We start from the raw sequence: 20328 nt of genomic DNA, 5'->3' as shown, positions 1-20328 counted from the left end.
ATATATTGATTACGGATCGCTCAAGTATAAGTGATGACGCAAGGTCCATGGAGGACTGTTTTTTTGAGTTAGGAGTGCCGTAGGTGCCGTACCCGGTAACGATCTCCTAACGGTAGAGATGAAGACTGCGATGACGACGCGCTCAACCGGGTACGACTCGAAGTTCGGTCGGACCTGCGCCAGGGAAGGCACCGGACAGCGCATCAGCAGATCGGAGTAGCTGCAACTGCGCGAAGACCTGCAATTGAACAGCACCGAGTTCGGCCTGCTGAGCGCGACGCCCGTGCTCACCGGGGCGCTAATGCGTTTGCCGCTGGGCGCCTGGACCGACCGCTTTGGCGACCGTATCGTGATGACCGTGCTGCTGGTCGTCTGCGCGGTATCGGTGTATATCGTCAGCTACGCGACAGCGCTCTGGCAGTTCCTGTTGATCGGGCTCTTTCTCGGGTGTGTCGGCGCCTCGTTCACGGTTGGCACGCCGTATGTCGCGCGTTTCTTTCCGCCGGCGCGACGCGGCTTCGCGATGGGCTTCTTCGGTGCGGGTACCGTGGGCGCTGCCGTCAACCTGTTCGTCACGCCGGCGCTGCAGGCTGCCTACGGCTGGCGTTTCGTGCCACGCGTCTACGCGCTTGCATTGCTCGTGACAGCGGTGATCTTCTGGTTCGCCTCGGCGCGCGACCCGCGTGCCGGCAACAAGCAAGGGACGTTTCGCGATTCACTCAAGGTCCTAAGCGATCCGCGCGTGTGGAAACTGTGTCAGTACTATTCGATCACCTTCGGTGGTTTCACAGCACTATCGCTGTGGATTCCGCAATTTCTGAAGGCCGAATACGGCATGACGCTGGTGGTGGCGTCTGCTTTTGCCGCGGGATTCTCGCTGCCGGGGGCAATCCTGCGGGCGGTTGGCGGCAGCCTCGCGGATCGCTTCGGCGCGCATGGTGTGACCTGGTGGGGTCTATGGGTGGCATGGGTCTGCCTCTTTCTGCTGTCGTATCCGCCGACCGATTTCGTCATTCACACCATCGACGGTACGCTTACCCTGCATCTGCATACACCGATAATCGCCTTTGTTGTTCTGACTTTCCTGCTCGGCGCGGTGTTTGCATTCGGCATGGCGTCGACCTTCAAATATGTCGCCGACGATTTTTCGGCGAACATGGGTGTCGTGACGGGGATCGTCGGTCTTGCTGGCGGTCTCGGCGGCTTCCTGCTGCCGATCATCTTCGGCGTGCTGCTGGATTTCTTCAAGGTGCGCTCCACGTGCTTCATGTTTCTTTACGGCATCGTGTGGGTATCGCTTGTTCTGCTGTACTTCTCGGACGTGCGCCGGATGCCGCTAATCGGCGCGGCCAGGCACGAGCAGGCGCAGAGCGCCTGACCGGCGAAAAGAGGTTTGTCGGTCAGACGGCCGTGCTGGGAACAATGCGTTCCACACTGCAGGCGCAGGCTGTGTTCCGCAATGGTGCTGTGCGGCAGACGTGTGCCGCGGCAGGCATGTCCATCGCGCCGCGCACAAAAGTTTGAAGCGCGCGCGCTTTTATGCGATGCTTCCTTCGACTCAGTATCGTCAGAAGAAAAAGAGGCCGCGCCGGAGACCAATCCTGTTGTCCATTCCTCAGGAGGAGACATGATTGAGCCGTCGCAAGTTCGCCGCAACATTGCTATCGCCCTGACCTCGCCACGCCTCGCAGCCGGCGCGCTTCGACATCGAAGCGTTCATCGGGCGGCCGTTTCAGGTTTGCTATTCCTCACCAGCGTCTCTAGCGTTTGCTTCGCCGACACGCAGGTCGGCGCAGCGCTTCCGCCTGCCCCGAGCGTGCTGTACGGCGACCTGTTCGTCGCCGTGCAAACCGCGCAGATCTATCCCGATCAGAAGACCTTCGTCGATGCGACGCCGAATGCGGACCCCGCCGCGATCGTGCAGTTGTACGAACAGCAGAAGAACAATCCAGGCTTTTCGCTGGCGAGCTTCGTCAACCAGTACTTCACTGCGCCGAGCGAGCCGGTCATCACGCCGCCCCCGAATCAGACGCTGCGCGAGCACATCGACTGGCTGTGGCCCGCGCTCACGCGCACCACCACGAGCGCGCCGGCGAACAGTTCGCTGATTCCCTTGCCGAAACCGTATGTCGTGCCGGGCGGACGCTTCCGCGAGGGCTATTACTGGGACACCTGGTTCACGATGCTGGGACTCCAGGAAGCCGGCCGCGAAGATCTCGTCGACAACATGCTCGACAACTTTGCGTATGAGATCAACACATTCGGCCACATCCCGAACGGCAATCGCACGTATTACCTGGACCGTTCGCAGCCGCCGTTCTTCTCGTACATGGTGACGCTCGCGGCGAAAGTCGAAGGCGGCAAGGTCTATCAGAAATATCTCCCCGCTTTGCGCAAGGAGTACGCGTACTGGATGCAAGGCGCCGACTCGACCCAGCCGGGCAACGCGACCCGCAACGTCGTGGTGATGCCGGACCGTACGGTGCTCAACCGCTATTGGGACGAACTCGACACGCCGCGTGACGAGTCGTATCTGGAAGACGTGAAGACCGCGCAGCAAGCCACGGGCCGCTCGCCAAACGAGGTCTACCGTGAACTGCGCGCGACCGCGGAGAGCGGTTGGGATTTCAGCTCACGCTGGTTCGGCGACAACATGACGCTCGCGACGGTCCGCACCACGTCGATCATTCCGGTCGATCTGAACAGCCTGATGTTCCACCTCGAAACGACCATCGCGAGAGGCTGTGGCGAGACCCGCGATTTCCGCTGTGTGGGCGAGTTCGCCGAACGCGCGGCAAAACGGGCGGTGGGCATCAACCGGTACCTGTGGAATGCCAATGGCTACTACGGGGACTACGACTGGCAGCTCGCGAAGCCGCGCGACAACAAGACGGCGGCGATGCTGTATCCGCTGTTCGCGGGCGTGGCATGGCCGGAACGTGCGCAAAAGACGGCCAGGCAGGTGCAATCGACGCTGCTGCAGCCAGGCGGCCTCGTGACGACCACCTACAACACGACCCAGCAATGGGATGCGCCGAACGGCTGGGCGCCGCTGCACTGGATTGCGGTCGAAGGTCTGAAGCGTTATGGACAGGACGCGCTCGCGCAACAGATCGGCACGCGGTTTCTGGCCGACGTCAAGGGCGTCTATGCGTCCGACAAGAAGCTGGTCGAGAAGTACGTGGTCGAAGGCGCGGGAACCGGTGGCGGAGGCGGCGGCGAGTATCCGTTGCAGGACGGCTTCGGCTGGACCAACGGCGTGACGCTCAAGCTGCTCGATCTGTATAGCCCGGGCGAGTAGCGTCCCGGCGCGGCAAGGGGCGCACACGGCCGTGGCTGACGTGCGCGCCTCGCCAACGCCGTGGCTGGTCTGGCCATTACAGCGTATCCAGGATGATCGAACCTCACGGCGATGTGCCGGTACTTGCGGGCGCGTTCGAAGGATCGTTTGCCGTGCTGCCCGCGTCTGCCGGCGTCACGTCATCCGGCGTGGGCGTCGGCGCGGACGCAGGCTCGCCGCCCGCGGGCGCCTGTCCATCGATGTGCTCGCCGGCCGGCAGAGGCGCGGACGCCGGCGCCTGTGGAATGAGCGGCGGCTGCGGCATCGGCCGCGATTCAACAGACGCAGCGGACGCAGCAGAAGCAGCGGCGACAGCCGCCGCGCGGCGCGTCGGATTGCGGCTTGCAGCCGGCGCCTCAGGCTTGGCCGGCGCAAACAGCTGCTGGAACCACGCGCGGATCTTGCCCGACAGTTCGGCAAACCTGCCCGGCTCCTGCTCGGTCGCGAACCTGGCGCGGACGTCGACCAACCTCGACCTCTGCACGCGCTGGAAGAAATCGCCGACGATCGGCAATGCGCTGTGCGCCCCTTGGCCCCAATAGTCGCTGCGCAGCGTCACGCGGCTGTCGTTGAAGCCGACCCAGGCGCCGGCCACGAGTTGCGGATGAATCAGGATGAACCAGCCGTCGGCATTGCCCTGCGTCGTGCCGGTCTTGCCGGCGACATCGCCGCGCACGCCGAAGCGGCTGCGGATACTCGAACCCGTCCCCCGGCTGATCACGTCGCGCATCACGTCCACCAGCGTTCGGGCGGCGTCGGCCGGCAATTCCTGTCTGGGTGACACGGGCGCGAACTCGGCCAGCACTTCGCCGTTGCGATCTTCAATGCGTGTGACCATTACCGGTTCCACATAGCCGCCGAGGTTGGCAATCGTGCCGTAGGCCGACACCATTTCCTTCAGCGTCACGGGGCTCGTGCCCAATGCCAGCGACGGCACCGGATCGAGCTCGCTGTCGCGCACGCCCATCGCGCGAGCAAGCCGCGCGACCTTGGCCGGGCCGACTGTCTCCATCAGCTGAGCGGTAATCCGGTTGCGCGAATAAGCGAGACCGTCGCGCAGACTGATGGCGCGCCCGCTCGGTTCGTCTTCGTCGCTCGGCCGCCAGATCTCGCCGCCCGCCAGCGGGATTTCGACGGGCTTGTCCACAAACGTATCGGCAGGTTTGGCGCCGTCTTCGAATGCCGCGGCATAGACGAACGGCTTGAAGGTCGAACCCGGCTGGCGCCGCGCCTGCTGCACATGGTCGAACGGATCCTGGCTGAAGTCGCGGCTGCCGACCCATGCCTTGATCTGCCCGTTGCGCGGATCCAGCGCGAGAAAATCCGCCTGCACCCGGGTCTTGCTCTCGCAAACCGACTGCACCAGACGGCGATCGGATGAGAGCCGTTTCAACGCTTCGTCGTCCGTCAGCCCCGAGTCTTTCGCCGCGCGATAGTCAGGCGTCTCGCGCAGGAAAACCTGCAACAGGTCCCGGCCGCCCGCACAACCCGAGCGCGCTCCCCATGCGGAGTTGGCGATGCCCTGCAACTGGTTGCCCTGCCACACCACGGCCTGGGTGGCCATGGTCTGCAAGCGCGAATCGATGGTGGTGCGCACCACCAGTCCGTCGGAGTACATGTTGTAGTCGTTGCGATCAGCCCATGCGGCGAGCCATTTGCGCAGTTGCTGCGCGAAATGCGGCGCGGGTCCAGGCGGCTCGGTTTGCCGCTCGAAATCGATTCGCAGCGGACGACGCTTCAGCGTGTCGTAGGCCGATTGCGTGAGCTTGCCGTACTTGAGCATCTGCCCAAGCACGGTGTTGCGGCGCTGCAGGGCGCGCTCGGGGTTCAGCACCGGGTTGTAGTAGCTGTTGCCCTTGAGCATGCCGGCGAGCGTCGCGCTTTCCAGCACGTTCAGGTCGGCGGCCGATTTGTCGAAATAGGTACGCGCCGCCATCTCGATGCCATAGGCGTTGTAGAGGAACGGCACCGTGTTCAGATACGTCTCGAGGATCTCGTTCTTGGTGTAGAGCGCCTCGATCTTGAAGGCCGTGATCGCCTCCTTCAGCTTGCGGGTCAGCGTGGGAGCGCGGCCGATTTCGTCGGGATAGAGGTTACGGGCGAGCTGCTGCGTGATGGTCGAGCCGCCCTGGCGGCCGCCGGAAAACGTGTGCAGCGCGGCCGATGCGGTGCGCCGCCAGTCGAGGCCGAAATGCTGGTAGAAGCGGTGGTCTTCCGTGGCAATCAAGGCGTCCACCACGTGCGGGGAGATATCCGCGAGCTTCACCCACTCGCGGTTGGACGGCTTGAATTCGGCCAGCAGTTTGCCGTCGGCCGAAAGCACCTGGGCGGGCTGTTCTACCTTGGCTTTGCGGATGTCGCCGATGCTCGGGGTGAACGGAATCAGGATCAGTACATAGAGGAACAGCAGCGCCGGCACGGCGGCACAGGTCAGCGCCACGCCGCGCCACGTGGGGTGGCGGACGCGCCGGAGCGCGTCGGCGGCGATTGGCCGGATCTCGGCCAGCCTTCTTGCACAGAACTCGAAAAACTGCGTGATGAGGCGATTCACTCTTGCTTACCGTCAGGCGGAAAGCCTGCATCGTACCAATTCTGGTTGCCTGTCCGGCGGTTTTGGTTGTGCGCCCAGCGGTGGTGGTGTTTTCTTGATCTTGTTTGCCTGCGCGGCGCTATGGTTGTTGTGCCTACGGCGGTGCCTTTCCTTGCTTTGTTATTGGTTTATTAGCGTTCCCCCTGTGCGGGGGGGCACCTACTTTTCTTTGCCTGCCGCAAAGAAAAGTAGGCAAAAGAAAGCGGCTTTACACCGCTAGCGCTTAAGCGGGTCTCCTGGCTTGGAGGAGGTAGTGGAGCATCTGGAATCGGTGTTCCCGCGCACTCCGCGCTGGTGACAAGGCAGTCATTCTTCCGGCGGCGCTGCGCGCGCCGTGGCGGTGCTTCTCAAAACCGATGGGGCGTACGCGCTTCCCGCATCATTTTTCCCGCCTCGCACTGCGTGCTCGCCGGAACGGTCCGCCACGAAAACCAGTGGCTTCGTTTATGCGTGGTTGGAGCCATCGGCTTCGCCTCGGCGAGGCGCTGAATTGTGGAAGTGCGAGCCACTTCGCCGAACGAAACGCAGTCGCGAATTACAACCGACCTCGCCGAACGAAACGCAGCCGCGAGTTACGCGAGCGCAGCAAAGGCAATCCATAACGCTTGAACAACCGCAGGCATGGAAGCGCCGCTAGCGCAGCGAAGACAAGCCGTTATGCCTGGATAACCACAGGCACGAAAAACGCCCGACGGTTTTGCGAAGTACCGCCACGGCGCGCGCAGCGCCGCCGGAAGCATGACGGCCTTGTCACCAGCGCGGAGTGTGCGAGAGCACCGATTCCAGATGCTCCACTGCCTCCTCCAAGCCAGGGGACCCGCTTAAGAGCTGGCGGTGTAAAGCCGCTTTCTTTTGCCTACTTTTCTTTGCGGCAGGCAAAGAAAAGTAGGTGCCCCCCGCACAGGGGGAACGCTAATAAACCAATAACAAAGCAAGGAAAGGCACCGCCGTAGGCACACAGACATAAAGCGTCGCGCAAGGCAAACAGACCAAGAAAAGCCCACCGCCGCAGGCGTACAACCAATAGCGCGCTCCGCAAGAAAACCTCCCGCCTCCAAATATAATGGAGGCAATCCACACTACAGGGGGAGTTTCATGATCATCAAACCGCGCGTGCGCGGCTTCATCTGCGTGACTACGCATCCCACCGGCTGCGAAGCCAACGTCAAGGAACAGATCGACTACGTCACCGCACGCGGTCCCATTGCCAACGGCCCGAAGAAAGTGCTGGTGATCGGTGCATCGACCGGCTACGGCCTGGCAGCCCGCATCAGCGCCGCGTTCGGTTCCGACGCCGCCACGCTTGGGGTGTTTTTCGAGCGCGCCGGCAACGAAACCAAACCCGGCACCGCGGGCTGGTACAACACCGCCGCCTTCGAGAAATTTGCCACCGCCAAGGGCCTGTACGCGACGAGCATCAATGGCGACGCTTTCTCGGACGAAATCAGGCAACGCACCATCGAGATCATCAAACGCGATCTCGGTCAGGTCGACCTGGTGGTCTACAGTCTTGCCGCACCGAAACGCATTCACCCCAAGACCGGCGAAGTTTTCAGCTCGACGTTGAAACCGGTCGGCAAGGCCGTCAACCTGCGTGGCATCGACACCGACAAGGAAGTCGTCAAGGAGACCGTTCTGGAACCCGCGACGCAGAGCGAAATCGACAACACAGTCGCGGTGATGGGCGGCGAAGACTGGCAGATGTGGATCGACGCCCTCCTCGACGCCGGCGCGCTGGCCGACGGCGCGAAGACGACCGCCTTCACCTATCTCGGCGAAAAGATCACGCACGATATTTACTGGAACGGCTCCATCGGCGCGGCCAAGAAGGACCTGGACCGGAAGGTTCTCGGCATCCGCGAGAAACTGGCGGCGAGGGGCGGCGATGCGCGTGTCGCGGTGCTGAAGGCGGTCGTCACCCAGGCGAGCTCCGCCATCCCGATGATGCCGCTGTATCTGTCGCTGCTCTTCAAAGTCATGAAGGAGAAAGGCACGCACGAAGGCTGCATCGAGCAGGTCTACGGGCTCTATAAGGACAGCCTGTACGGCACGTCGCCGCACGTGGACGACGAAGGCCGCCTGCGTGCGGACTACAAGGAACTCGATCCGGACGTGCAAACGCGCGTCCAGCAGCTCTGGAATCAGGTCACCAGCGACACTATCTACGAACTCACCGACTTTAGCGGCTACAAGGCGGATTTCTTGCGCCTCTTCGGCTTCGAGATCGCAGGGGTGGACTATGAAGCCGACGTGAATCCCGACGTGCAGATTCCTGACATCGTTCAGGGTTGAGGCTCTGCGCCACAAGGCGTGAGGCGTTCCCGTATCAGCAAGGGAACGCCGCCTGAAGCGACCGAAGTATCGCGAGGCCAACCGGAAAGTCGTCCGAAATGCCGGGGTGGTTGGTGAAAAACTGGTCGAGCAGCGGGTACACATTCTGGTTGCCGATTGCCAGATTTTCCGGTGCACAGAAAAGCGGCGGTCGTTTCTTCGACACCAGATCCCCGTTTGCCCACCCCAACGCATTGATCGTGCCGGTGATGTACGCAGCGTAGACGGAGTTGTTGTCCGCGTGCGCCCATTGCTTGTACTGCGCCGCCGTCATCTCGGCGCTCGCGTTCAAAGTGAAACACGCCGTCAGCAAAGCCAGCGCGATTTTCGATACTCGCATTGTTGGGCCTTCAATCTACGTCGAAAAAACGGCCATTTTAGGTGAGTCGGGCGGTGACGCGCAGAAGGCTTCTGCGGAGATGAATCCGTAAGCATCGCGCAGGGATTTTTGTAAGCGGAATCGCGACAACAACTACCGGTTAAATTGCTTTCGCGTACCTCGTGAACAAAATGGGGTGCAACATGCATTCCCGTCTTCGAACGAAGGGCCGCCGCGCGATTCAATGCGACGCAACGTAGATCGAATCAGGAGCGGGCGGCGGAATCGCGAACGTTTTCCTCATCCGGTCCGCTTCGTCGATCGGACTGCGCCCGAACAGCCGCTTGAATTCCCGGCTGAACTGCGACGAACTCTCATAACCCACCTGAACGCACGCGACGGCCGCTGTCACCTCATTCCTAACCATCAGGAGACGCGCCTGATGCAGCCGGGTCGACTTCAGATATTGCATGGGCGAAGTCCTCGTCACCGCCTTGAAGTGCGAGTGGAACGAAGGCACGCTCATATTCGCTTCCAACGCGAGTTGCTCGACGTCCAGCGGTTCGCTGTAGCACGCATGAATCTTTCGTATCACCTTGGCGATCCTCGCGAACTGCCCCTGCGCCGTGAGAGCGGCGCGCATCGATCCGCCCTGCTCCCCGGTCAGCACATGAAAGTAGATTTCGCGCACCAATCCGGGCGCAAGTATTTCAGCTTCCAGAGGCACACTCATCGCTTCGAGAAAGCGCAGCACCGACGCACTCAGTTTTGCGCCGAGCGGCGTCGACATCATGCCTCTCGGCGTGGCCGGGACACCGCCTTCACGTCCATCGAGTTGCAGCATCAATTCGGCTGCGACCTTGAAATCGAGCCGAAAATAGATGGCGAGCAAAGGCTCAGCCTCGCTTGCTTCGGTTTCCATCGAAAACGGTACCGGCACCGATACGGCCAAGTAGTGCTGCGCGTCATAAACATAAACCGTGTCGCCGAGAAATCCCCGCTTGCGCCCCTGGCACACGATCACGATGCCTGGGTCATACAGCACCGGCGTCCGGCTCAAGGGGCGGTTCGAACGCAGAAAGCGCACATCGGGTAGCGCGGTGAGGTTGTATCCCTCGACCGGAGCCAGCTCCTCGAGGAACACCACCATGCGTTGCTGCACCGTCAAATCATTGTGTTTGAGCGTCACTTCGGGTCTCGCCAACTTTGCCGGCCAGCTTGCAATGTGCCATTGGCGCGCTGGAAAATCCACACGCTCATAGGATTAGGCAATCACCATAGACGAACCGGCATTCGCGTGCGGACCCGCTACGCCTACCATGCAATCCTGCCGGCACCGGGCGCTCCCGAACGAGAACGCTGCCGGATTATCGACACGATTCAGGAGTGCAAGACCATGAGCGACACGCAACGCAAAACGTTTCTGATCACCGGCGTCAGTTCCGGCTTTGGCCGCGCCTTCGCGCAAGCCGCGTTGAATGCCGGGCACACCGTCACCGGCACGGTACGTCACGATGCCGCGCGGCAAGCATTCGAAGCGTTGGCGGCAGACCGGGCGCACGCGATCGTCCTCGACGTAACGGACTTCGAAGCGATTGCACCCGCTATTGCAACGATTACCGAAAAAACCGGCCCGATCGACGTGCTTGTCAATAACGCAGGATACGGGCATGAGGGCACGCTCGAGGAGTCACCGCTGCACGATTTGCGCCGTCAATTCGATGTCAACGTCTTCGGCGCCGTAGCGATGATCAAGGCCGTCCTCCCGGTGATGCGCGAACGCCGCTCGGGTCACATCATTAACATTACGTCGATGGGCGGCTTCATTACGATGCCGGGCATCGCCTACTACTGCGGCAGCAAATTCGCCCTCGAAGGCATTTCCGAAACGTTGTCGAAAGAGGTCGCGGGCTTCGGCATCAAGGTGACCGCGGTAGCGCCGGGCTCTTTCCGCACTGATTGGGCGGGCCGCTCGATGGTCCGCACAGACCGCAGCATTGCCGACTATGACGAATTGTTCGCCCCAGTCCGGCAGGCTCGCGAAGCAAAAAGCGGCAAACAGGCCGGCGATCCGGACAAAGCGGCTCAGGCGCTGTTGAAAGTCATCGCGGCCGAGCATCCGCCCGTGCATCTACTGCTCGGCAACGATGCGCTCGAACTGGTACGGGCCAGGCTATCGGCCCTCGGCAAAGAGATTGAATCCTGGGAAGAGGTTTCGCGTTCGACCGACTTCTCGTAACCGCGATCCGGGAATGAAAGTGATGACCGGCCATGGCTGCCAATCACCGTTCGTGCGGCGGCAAATACTCCATCTGCTCCTCGACGTAGAGCGCATAGATCAACCTGAGCATCGCGGCGATGTCTTCGGACTCGTCAAGCATGCGTATGCTCATGATGATCGGCGACACCAGGTTCGCATCGTCCAGACCGACATAGCTGACGTCATCGCGTTTCAATCCGTAGACGCTGCCAGGCACGATCGAAATGCCCTCGCCCGCGGCGACGAGTCCGAGCGCGATCTGAAGCTCGCGCGTTTCGTAAATGCGATGCGGCTTCAACGACCGGTCGTGAAAAGCGGCCAGCACCTGGTCCGCGTAGCTCGGACGCGGCGCCTTGGGGAAAATGATCAAGGTCTCGCCAAGCAGATCATGCAGCGACAGCGCGGTCTTCGACACCGAAAGCGGGTGACCCACCGGCAGCGCGACGATCATCCGCTCTTCGCGCAACACCACCCGGCGGATGCTCGGATCTTCATGCCGGATACGGCCGAAACCGACATCGATGCGGCCTTCCTTCAGGGCCTTGATCTGGTCCATCGTCGACAGCTCGTGCAGGCTCAACGCCACCGCACTGTTTTCGTCGCGAAAGCGCCGGATGATTTTCGGCAGCATGCCGTACAGCGTCGATCCGACAAAACCGACTGACAGGCTGCGCTCGATCTTCCCCACCCGCTTCGTCATCGACTCCAACTCGGCCGACTGGGCGAGCAGCTGCACCGCATGCGAATAGAAGAAGCGCCCCGTATCGGTCAGTTTGAGCGGCCGCGCACTGCGCTCGAACAACTGCACGCCGAGCGAATCCTCGAGTTGCTGAATCTGCCGGCTAAGCGGCGGCTGCGCGATATGCAGCCGCTCGGCGGCACGCGTGAAATTGCGCTCCTCCGCGACCGCAACGAAATAGCGCAAATGGCGCAATTCCATGTTCATACCTTTTGGATATAGAACCGATACTAAAACGGTGTTGGACGCGCCAAATCGGTCGCCACTATCCTGCACCTACGCCTGAAACCCTTTCAAATTATACCTTTCAGGCATCGCACCCCAAATACATCCGATGGCAGCGGCAGCGTACCGCAGCCGCACGGCGATGCGCCCGGCAAACAACCGTGCGCACCCAGAAATCAGAGAACAGGAGCAGACAATGCAACATTCCGACATCGAAACCCTGGTGAAAGGGTTCATCGTAGACACCGCGACGGGTAGCGTCGATACACGCGCCCAGCAGGTGGTCGTGCGCCTGACGACCGACCTCTTCAAGGCGATCGAGGACCTCGATCTGAGCCCGAGCGAGGTCTGGAAAGGCATCGAATATTTCTCCGAAGCGGGCGCCACTCAGGAACTCGGCCTGCTGGCCGCCGGCCTCGGGCTCGAACGTTTCCTCGATATCCGCATGGACGAAGCGGACGCCGAAGCCGGTCTGACGGGCGCCACGCCGCGCACGATCGAGGGCCCGCTGTACGTGGCAGGCGCGCCGGCAAGCGAAGGCTTCGCGCGGCTCGACGACGGCACCGAAGCCGACGCAGGCGACGTGCTCTTCATGCAGGGCAGCGTATTCGACGCGAACGGCAAGCCGCTGCCCGGCGCGCAAGTCGAAGTCTGGCATGCGAATCTGCTCGGCAACTACTCGTTCTTCGACAAGACCCAGACGGCGTTCAATTTGCGGCGCACGATCATTGCCGACCGCGACGGCCACTACCAATTCCGCAGCATCGTGCCGGTGGGCTACGGCTGCCCGCCAGAAGGCACCACGCAACGCCTGCTCGACAAGCTCGGCCGCCATGGCCGCCGGCCAGCGCACATCCACTTTTTCGTTTCGGCGCCCGGCCATCGAAAGCTCACGACGCAAATCAACATCGACGGCGACGCGTACCTGTGGGACGACTTCGCCTTCGCGAGCCGCGAGGGCCTGGTTCCCCCAGTCGAACGCATCTCGTCGCCCGAGCAGATCAGACAGCACGGCGTCGACAAGCCGTTCGTTTCAATCGACTTCGACTTCCGGCTGAATGCCGATAGCGTGGCCGCCCCCGTCGCAGAAGTCGAGCGCATTCGCGCTGCTGCATAACACGCACAAGCACACGCCGGCACGCACCGCACGGCGAACCCGCGCCAGGCGATGCGACCGCGACAACGATTCAGGAGACAAGCATGATTCCAATTTATCCCGACCGCACACCGCGTCTTACCAGCATCGACGACTTCCTGGTGGAAGACAAACAGCGCGGCGATTACCGCTTGCACCGCAGCGCGTTCACCGACCAGGCACTGTTCGAACTCGAGATGCGGCATATCTTCGAGGGCAACTGGATTTACCTCGCGCACGAAAGCCAGATCCCGAACAACAACGACTACTACACCACTCACGTGGGCCGTCAGCCGGTCGTGATCGCGCGCAACCGGCAAGGCGAGCTCAACGCTTTCATCAACGCGTGCACGCATCGTGGCGCGATGCTGTGCCGCCACAAGCGCGGCAACAAGGCCACGTATACCTGCCCATTCCATGGCTGGACCTTTAACAACAGCGGCAAGCTGCTGAAGGTCAAGGATCCCGAAGACGCCGGCTATCCCGACTGTTTCAACAAGGAAGGCTCGCACGACCTCAAGAAGATCACGCGCTTCGAAAGCTATCGCGGCTTCCTGTTCGGCAGCCTGAATGGCGATGTCTTGCCTCTAACGACGTTTCTCGGCGAGGCCGCGCGGATCATCGACATGATCGTCGACCAGTCGGAAGACGGACTCGAGGTGTTGCGCGGCGCCTCCACCTATACGTACGAAGGCAACTGGAAACTGCAGACCGAAAACGGCGCCGACGGCTATCACGTGTCGGCGGTTCACTGGAACTATGCCGCGACGACCAACCATCGCAAACAGGAGAACGCCCGCGAGGACAAGGTTCGGGCGATGGATGCGGGCAACTGGGGACGGCAAGGCGGCGGATTCTATGCGTTCGAACACGGCCATATGCTGCTGTGGTCGCGCTGGGCCAATCCGGAGGACAGGCCGAACTTCACTGAGCGCGACGCCTTTGCCGCGCGCTGCGGCAGCGAGACGGCCGACTGGATGATCCAGAACTCGCGCAACCTGTGCCTCTATCCAAACGTGTATCTGATGGACCAGTTCGGCTCGCAGATTCGCGTGCTGCGCCCGCTCGCCGTCGACAAGACCGAGGTCACGATCTACTGCATCGCCCCCAAGGGCGAATCGGCGGAAGCCCGTGCGCGCCGTATCCGTCAATACGAGGATTTCTTCAACGTCAGCGGCATGGCGACGCCCGATGACCTCGAAGAGTTTCGCGCCTGCCAGCAAGGCTATGCGGGCCGCTCGCTCGAATGGAACGACATGTGCCGCGGCTCGCAACACTGGATCGACGGGCCGGACGAGGCAGCGCAAAAGATCGGCCTCAAGCCGGTGATGAGCGGCGTGAAGACCGAAGACGAAGGGCTCTACACCGTACAGCACCGCTATTGGGTGGAAACGATGAAAGAAGCGGTGAAAGAAGCGGTGAAAGAAGCGGCTACTGGAGCATTAGCACTGCCCACGCAAGGAGACAACGCATGAAGACGATCACGATCGCCGATCTCCAGGCTTTCCTCTATCGCGAAGCGCGACTGCTCGACGACGAGCAATGGGATGAATGGCTTACCTGTTATCACACTGATGCGGTGTTCTGGATGCCGTCATGGGATGACGAAGACAAGCTCGTCACCGACCCGCAAACCGAGATTTCGCTGATCTACTACCCGAACCGCCAGGGGCTCGAAGACCGCGTGTTCCGCATCAAGACCGAGCGCTCGAGCGCGACGATGCCTGACACGCGTACCAGCCACAACATCGGCAACGTGGAGCTGGAGAGCGAACAGAACGGCATCCATACCGTGCGCTTCAACTGGCACACGCTGAGCCATCGCTACAAGACGAACTACAGCTACTTCGGTATGTCGCGCTACGTCATCGACTTTTCGGGCGGGCAGCCGCAAATCCTGAACAAGTATGTCGTGCTGAAAAACGACTACATCAATCAGGTTATCGATATCTACCACATCTGAGCGGACGTGGTTCAGGAGCAGCTTCAGGAGCAGCACATGGAACATAGCATTGCACTTCAATTCGAAGATGGCGTGACCCGCTTCATCACCTGCCGCGACAACGAAACGCTGTCCGACGCCGCGTACCGGCAGCAGGTCAATATTCCGCTGGACTGCCGCGACGGCGCCTGCGGAACCTGCCGCAACTTCTGCGAATCGGGTGAATACGATCTGCCCGCCTCGAGCTATATCGACGACGCACTCACCGCGGACGAAGCGGCCCAGGGCTATGTCCTCGCATGCCAGACGCGTCCGCGCTCGGCTTGCGTGATCCGCGTGCCGGCATCGTCGGCGGCGTGCAAGACGGGGGTGTCCCGGCACGAGGGCAAGCTGGCATCAGTCGACAAGCTGACCGATTCGACCATCCATTTCGCGATCGACGTCGATCAGCCGGGCCAGCTCGGCTTTCTTCCCGGCCAGTACGTCAACGTGGAAATCCCCGGCAGCGACGCCTTCCGTTCCTATTCGTTCAGCTCGGCGCCGGGCGCCTCGCGTGCCGCATTCGTGGTGCGCAACGTGCCGGATGGGCGCATGAGCCGTTACCTGAACGAAGCAGCGCAGCCGGGACAGCGCATTAGTTTCTCCGGCCCCTATGGCAGCTTCTATTTGCGGGAGCCGGTTCGGCCGGTTCTGTTTCTCGCGGGCGGCACCGGCATCGCGCCGTTCCTGTCGATGCTTCAGGTGCTGACTGCCATCGGCAGCACGCAACCGGTGCGAATGATCTATGGCGTGACACACGACATCGACCTCGTCGCCACCGCTCAACTCGACGAAGCGCAACGCACGCTCGCGCAATTCGAATACCGCACGTGCGTGGCGGACGCCGCAAGCAGCCATGCCCGCAAAGGCTATGTGACGGAACATGTGGACCCTGCATGGCTCAACGACGGCAATGTCGACGTCTACCTGTGCGGACCGGTCGCGATGGTCGATGCCGTACAGAACTGGCTGCGCGACAGCGGCATCACGCCTGCGCACTTCTACTACGAAAAATTCTCCGCGAGCAGTGTCGCGTAATGGCCATGGATACTCGCAAGCGCTTTGAAGAAAAAGTCGTCGTCGTGACCGGCGCGGCGCAAGGGATCGGCCGCGGCGTCGCGTTGCGCGCGGCGGCTGAAGGCGGCATCGTGGTGCTGACTGACCGGTCGGCGCTCGTGCACGAGGTGGAGGCGGAGCTTGCCGGGCTCGGCTGTGGACCATCGCTCGCGGTCGTCGCCGACCTGGAAACCTACGCCGGAGCCTGCGCGATGACGCGGGCCGCGCTCGATGCCTTCGGCAGGATCGATGTGCTCATCAACAATGTCGGCGGGACGATCTGGGCGAAGCCGTATCAGGAATACGAGGAAGCCCAGATCGAAGCCGAAGTGCGCCGGTCGCTATTCCCTACCCTTTGGTGCTGCCGTGCCGTGCTGCCCACGATGATCGAACGGCAGCGCGGTGCAATCGTCAACGTCTCGTCGATTGCGACGCGCAGCATTTATCGCGTGCCGTACGCGGCGTCCAAAGGTGGCGTGAATGCGTTGACCGCGAGCCTCGCGTTCGAGCATGCGGAGGACGGCATCCGGGTGAACGCTGTCGCCACCGGCGGGACCGAGGCGCCGCCGCGCAAGGTGCCGCGCAACACCGCGCCGCAGAGCGAGCAGGAGGCGCGCTGGTATCAGGGCATCGTCGATCAGACGATCTCGTCCAGTTTGATGCGCCGCTATGGAACGATCGACGAACAGGTCGGTGCGATTCTTTTTCTCGCGTCGGACGAGGCTTCGTATATCACCGGTACGGTATTGCCGGTCGGCGGCGGCGATCCCGGCTGAGTCTTTGGTGTCGCACCGAGGCGCCACCGCACATTGGCGGACTGGCCGCGGTGAGCCGCCCTTCAGCGGAAATTTTGCTCAGAAGCTATTCTCTGATCCTATCGGGTCAATACGCCAGCGGCCGTTTACGGCTTTCGGAGAGATAGCATGCGCATCGAGCCATTTCGCATTTCCGTTCCAGACGAAGAGATCGACGGCCTTCGTCAACGCCTGCACCAGACGCGCTGGGCATCTGCGGGGCCGTATGATCCGTGGCAACAGGGCGTCGATTCCGTCTGGCTGCGCGAGTTCGTGCAGTACTGGGCCGACGGTTTCGACTGGCGCGCCGCCGAGCGCCGCCTGAACCTTCAGCCGCAATTCGTCGCACAGGTCGACGCTCAACGCGTGCATTTCGCGCATCGCCGGGGCGTCGGCCCGAAGCCTTATCCGCTCGTGATCACGCACGGCTGGCCGGGATCGTTCTTCGAGTTTTACGCCCTGCTCGACCTGTTGTGCGACCCGGCCGCATCTGGCGCGCAACCGGAAGACGCATTCGATGTCGTCGTGCCGTCGCTGCCGGGCTTCGCCTTCTCGCAGGCGCCCACAAAACCCGGCACTTCCGCGTTTCAGGTGGCCGATCTATGGGCGTCGCTGATGCGTGGTCTGGGATACGAGCGCTTCGGCGCACAAGGCGGCGACCTCGGCGCCGGAGTATCGATCGCGCTCGCGCTTCGACATCCGCAGAACGTCGACGGCATCCACCTGAATTTTCTGCCGAGCTCATACGAACCTTCACTCAATGCGGGACAAGCCCCGCTTACACAGGACGAACAGGATTTCCTGCGGACCAAGGAGCAATGGGCGGCGCTTGAAGGCGGCTATGCGCATATGCACAGCACCAAACCAGAGACGCTCGCCTACTCGCTCAACGATTCGCCGGTGGGACTGGCCGCATGGATTGCGGAGAAGTTTCGCGCGTGGAGCGATTGCGACGGTCAGATCGAGCGGGCCTTTTCGCGGGATGAGCTCCTCACTAACATCTCGCTTTATTGGCACACGCAGAGCATGGGCTCCGCGATCCGCATGTATTGGGAGAACCGGCTGCAACCGATGCGCTTCGCGGCCGGCCAACGTGTGTCACCGCCGGTTGGCTTCGCGTGCTTCCCGAAGGAGATCAGTCAGCCGCCGCGCTCCTGGCTCGAACGGACATTCGATGTCGCGCAATGGACCGACATGCCGCGTGGCGGCCACTTCGCGGCGATGGAGGCGCCTGGGTTGCTCGCGGCTGAAATCCGCAATTTCTTCAGGCCGCTGCGGCGGTGACGGCAATACATATGTCCGAAAGTGGCCAAAACGGCGGCGTGTTTTAGTTAAAGTCGCTACATGAGCCTCGACCCCGACACCTGTTACGAAACCCTCCTTTCAAGAGATCGCCGCTTCGACGGCTGGTTTTTTGTCGGTGTTACGTCGACGGGCATCTATTGCCGCCCGGTTTGTCCGGTGCGGCCTCCGAAACGACGAAACTGCCATTTCTTTCCCAGCGCCGCAACGGCCGAGAAGGCCGGGTTCCGGCCTTGCATGCGATGCCGGCCGGAGCTTGCACCCGGTAATGGCCTGCTGGATCTTTCGAGCGGCCTCGCAAAGGCAGCCGCCGCACTGATCGAAGAGGGATTTCTGAACGCCGGCACCATTGAAGGGCTGGCCAAACGAGTGGGCGTGACCGAGCGACACCTGCGCCGCATCTTCAACGTCGAGTTCGGCGTGTCGATCATTGAATACGCGCAGACTCATCGCCTACTCATGGCAAAACGCCTGCTGACGGACACTACCTTACCTGTCCCAGCAGTCGCATCCGCGGCTGGATTCGGTAGCGTCAGGCGTTTGAACGATCTGTTCCTGAAGCGTTATGGCTTCAGCCCGCTAAGGCTGCGAAACGGTACAGCCACAGGCGAAAGCGAAACGATGAGCTTCGAGCTAACGTACCGTCCGCCTTATTCGTGGTCAGGGGTTCTCGATTTTCTCGCGCACAGACAAATCGACACACTTGAACACGTAGACGATGAGACCTATGCACGAATCGTCGGGTTGCCGCACGCGGGGAGCAGTGTGATTGGCTGGATCAGCGTCAAGCATGACCCGCAACGCTATGCGGTGAAGGTCTGCGTGACGGCCACGCTTACACCGGTTATTACGCAGGTTCTTGCGCGAGTCAGGCGTCTCTTCGATCTGGCTTGCCGTCCCGACCTGGTCGATGCTCACCTCGGCGATCTTGCAAGCGGATCACCCGGAATGCGGGTCCCGGGAGCATTCGACGGTTTCGAGATCGCCGTGCGCGCGATTGTCGGTCAGCAGGTATCCGTAAGCCGCGCCCGAATCATCCTGGCGCGTATTGCGGCGCGCTTCGGAACGACCGTCAAAGATTCACCGTTCTTCGGTCTATCCACGACGTTTCCATCGGCCTTCGTGCTTGCCCGTGTGCACCCCGCGGTGCTCGAACAAACTGGCCTCACCCGGATCCGCGCTGAAGCGATTATTGCCGTAGCCGCCCTGATCGCTGACGGGAAAATCGCCCTGGAACCGATGGCGCCACTCGAGGACACCCTTGACGTTCTGCGCGGTGTCCGCGGTATTGGCGAGTGGACTGTGCAATACATCGCCATGCGCGCAATGGCCTGGCCCAACGCTTTTCCCGAAGGCGACGCAGTCTTGATGAAGCATCTCGGTCACGCGTGCGCATCGGCTTTGCGCAGCCACGCGACCCAATGGGAACCATGGCGCGCTTACGCCACGCTTCACGTGTGGCGACAACATCAACAGCAGCTGCGCTAAGCGGACGACTCGTCCCGCTTCCTTTTCCACAAGCTAACAGTCTGATCGACCATGAATCTATTCGAGCTATTGCTGCTGGCGGCAATCTGGGGGACATCATTCCTTTTCATGCGCGTCGCGACACCTGAACTTGGCCCGCTCCCGCTAATTGCGTTGCGTGTCGGCATTGCCACGTTGATCCTCGTCCCGGTCCTCCGCCTGCCCATAGCGCGCAGCCAACTGCGAGCGAAACTATGGCCGCTATTCGTCGTTGGCTTGACCAACTCCGCTGTGCCGTTTTGCCTGCTGGCGTACTCAACGCTCTATGTCAATGCAGGCCTGGATTCCGTTCTGAACGCGACCACCCCACTTTGGGCGGCATTGATCGGCGCGGCCGGATTCCATATCTCGATGCAGCGTCATCAGATTGCCGGCTTGCTAATCGGCCTGTCTGGTGTGGTCGTACTTGTATCGGATACGCTCAGTGGCGGGTCCGTCGGCGCACTCCCGGCAGTGGCGGCGGCATTGCTCGCGACACTTTCATACGGCTTCGCCGTCAACTACTCGAAGCGGCGGCTCGCCGGTGTGCAACCGTTTGTCGTCGCGTTCGGAAGTCAGTTTTGCGCGGCCATGGTGCTGCTGCCATTCGCTTTTATCTACTGGCCGGGTCGCTCGATTTCACCATCGACGTGGGGTTGCGTCGCCGCCCTCGGCATCGCGGCGTGATGCCCAGGCGGCCGGCACAACGATCGTGAACCCAGTGCACCGGGTCGATTAAGTTTGAACTAT

At 61.7% G+C, this 20328-nt stretch carries 15 protein-coding genes and 1 pseudogene; 12 read left to right on the top strand and 4 right to left on the bottom strand.

Annotated features, from left to right (window positions below; translation table 11 throughout):
* Nucleotides 1-220: 220 nt before the first annotated feature.
* Nucleotides 221-1378 (top strand): annotated as a pseudogene (locus AC3WOG_RS09605) (MFS transporter); the annotation flags it as partial.
* Between the two features lie 249 nt (nt 1379-1627).
* Nucleotides 1628-3301: an alpha,alpha-trehalase TreA gene (gene treA, locus AC3WOG_RS09600; protein WP_492577764.1), complete on the top strand. Its 1674-nt coding sequence runs from the start codon at nt 1628-1630 to the stop codon at nt 3299-3301.
* A 103-nt stretch (nt 3302-3404) separates the two neighbouring features.
* Here the strand turns inward: treA and AC3WOG_RS09595 are convergent, their stop codons facing one another.
* Nucleotides 3405-5891: a penicillin-binding protein 1A gene (locus AC3WOG_RS09595; RefSeq protein WP_492577762.1), complete on the bottom strand. Its 2487-nt coding sequence runs from the start codon at nt 5889-5891 to the stop codon at nt 3405-3407.
* A gap of 1134 nt (nt 5892-7025) precedes the next feature.
* On the opposite strand from AC3WOG_RS09595, the gene fabV reads away from it, so the two are divergent.
* Entirely contained in the window at nt 7026-8222 is a 1197-nt protein-coding gene (gene fabV, locus AC3WOG_RS09590) for an enoyl-ACP reductase FabV (protein ID WP_492577761.1), read from the top strand.
* A 34-nt stretch (nt 8223-8256) separates the two neighbouring features.
* On the opposite strand, the gene AC3WOG_RS09585 is transcribed toward fabV, so the two are convergent.
* The gene (locus tag AC3WOG_RS09585; protein ID WP_492577760.1) at nt 8257-8601 is read right to left on the bottom strand and encodes a hypothetical protein; all 345 of its coding nucleotides are present in this window, start codon (nt 8599-8601) and stop codon (nt 8257-8259) included.
* Nucleotides 8602-8821: 220 nt separating this feature from the next.
* Nucleotides 8822-9769, bottom strand: coding sequence for an AraC family transcriptional regulator (locus AC3WOG_RS09580; RefSeq protein ID WP_492577759.1), 948 nt, complete (start codon nt 9767-9769; stop codon nt 8822-8824).
* A 207-nt stretch (nt 9770-9976) separates the two neighbouring features.
* On the opposite strand from AC3WOG_RS09580, the gene AC3WOG_RS09575 reads away from it, so the two are divergent.
* Nucleotides 9977-10819 carry an oxidoreductase gene (locus tag AC3WOG_RS09575; protein ID WP_492577758.1) on the top strand — a complete coding sequence of 281 codons (843 nt, stop codon included), beginning with the start codon at nt 9977-9979 and terminating at the stop codon, nt 10817-10819.
* A gap of 43 nt (nt 10820-10862) precedes the next feature.
* Here the strand turns inward: AC3WOG_RS09575 and AC3WOG_RS09570 are convergent, their stop codons facing one another.
* Entirely contained in the window at nt 10863-11780 is a 918-nt protein-coding gene (locus tag AC3WOG_RS09570) for a LysR family transcriptional regulator (protein ID WP_492577757.1), read from the bottom strand.
* A gap of 220 nt (nt 11781-12000) precedes the next feature.
* Between AC3WOG_RS09570 and catA the strand changes: the two genes are divergently transcribed.
* The 8 genes from catA (at nt 12001) to AC3WOG_RS09530 (ending at nt 20265) form a co-directional block, all read left to right on the top strand.
* Entirely contained in the window at nt 12001-12921 is a 921-nt protein-coding gene (gene catA / locus AC3WOG_RS09565; protein ID WP_492577756.1) for a catechol 1,2-dioxygenase, read from the top strand.
* An 83-nt stretch (nt 12922-13004) separates the two neighbouring features.
* Nucleotides 13005-14414 carry a benzoate 1,2-dioxygenase large subunit gene (gene benA / locus AC3WOG_RS09560; protein ID WP_492577755.1) on the top strand — a complete coding sequence of 470 codons (1410 nt, stop codon included), beginning with the start codon at nt 13005-13007 and terminating at the stop codon, nt 14412-14414.
* Nucleotides 14411-14902, top strand: coding sequence for a benzoate 1,2-dioxygenase small subunit (benB, locus tag AC3WOG_RS09555; RefSeq protein ID WP_492577754.1), 492 nt, complete (start codon nt 14411-14413; stop codon nt 14900-14902). The genes benA and benB overlap by 4 nt, the downstream gene beginning before the upstream one ends.
* A gap of 36 nt (nt 14903-14938) precedes the next feature.
* Nucleotides 14939-15958 (top strand): benzoate 1,2-dioxygenase electron transfer component BenC, encoded by a 1020-nt coding sequence (benC, locus tag AC3WOG_RS09550; RefSeq protein WP_492577753.1) that lies wholly within the window; start codon nt 14939-14941, stop codon nt 15956-15958.
* A gap of 5 nt (nt 15959-15963) precedes the next feature.
* Nucleotides 15964-16752 carry a 1,6-dihydroxycyclohexa-2,4-diene-1-carboxylate dehydrogenase gene (locus tag AC3WOG_RS09545; RefSeq protein ID WP_492579755.1) on the top strand — a complete coding sequence of 263 codons (789 nt, stop codon included), beginning with the start codon at nt 15964-15966 and terminating at the stop codon, nt 16750-16752.
* Nucleotides 16753-16899: 147 nt separating this feature from the next.
* Nucleotides 16900-18054 (top strand): epoxide hydrolase family protein, encoded by a 1155-nt coding sequence (locus tag AC3WOG_RS09540; RefSeq protein ID WP_492577752.1) that lies wholly within the window; start codon nt 16900-16902, stop codon nt 18052-18054.
* A gap of 60 nt (nt 18055-18114) precedes the next feature.
* The gene (locus tag AC3WOG_RS09535) at nt 18115-19560 is read left to right on the top strand and encodes an AlkA N-terminal domain-containing protein (RefSeq protein WP_492577751.1); all 1446 of its coding nucleotides are present in this window, start codon (nt 18115-18117) and stop codon (nt 19558-19560) included.
* Nucleotides 19561-19611: 51 nt separating this feature from the next.
* Nucleotides 19612-20265, top strand: coding sequence for a DMT family transporter (locus tag AC3WOG_RS09530; RefSeq protein WP_492577750.1), 654 nt, complete (start codon nt 19612-19614; stop codon nt 20263-20265).
* Nucleotides 20266-20328 lie beyond the last annotated feature (63 nt).

It is taken from the genome of Paraburkholderia sp. FW306-02-B, assembly GCF_058782725.1.
This window is presented reverse-complemented; position numbering and strand designations above follow the sequence as displayed.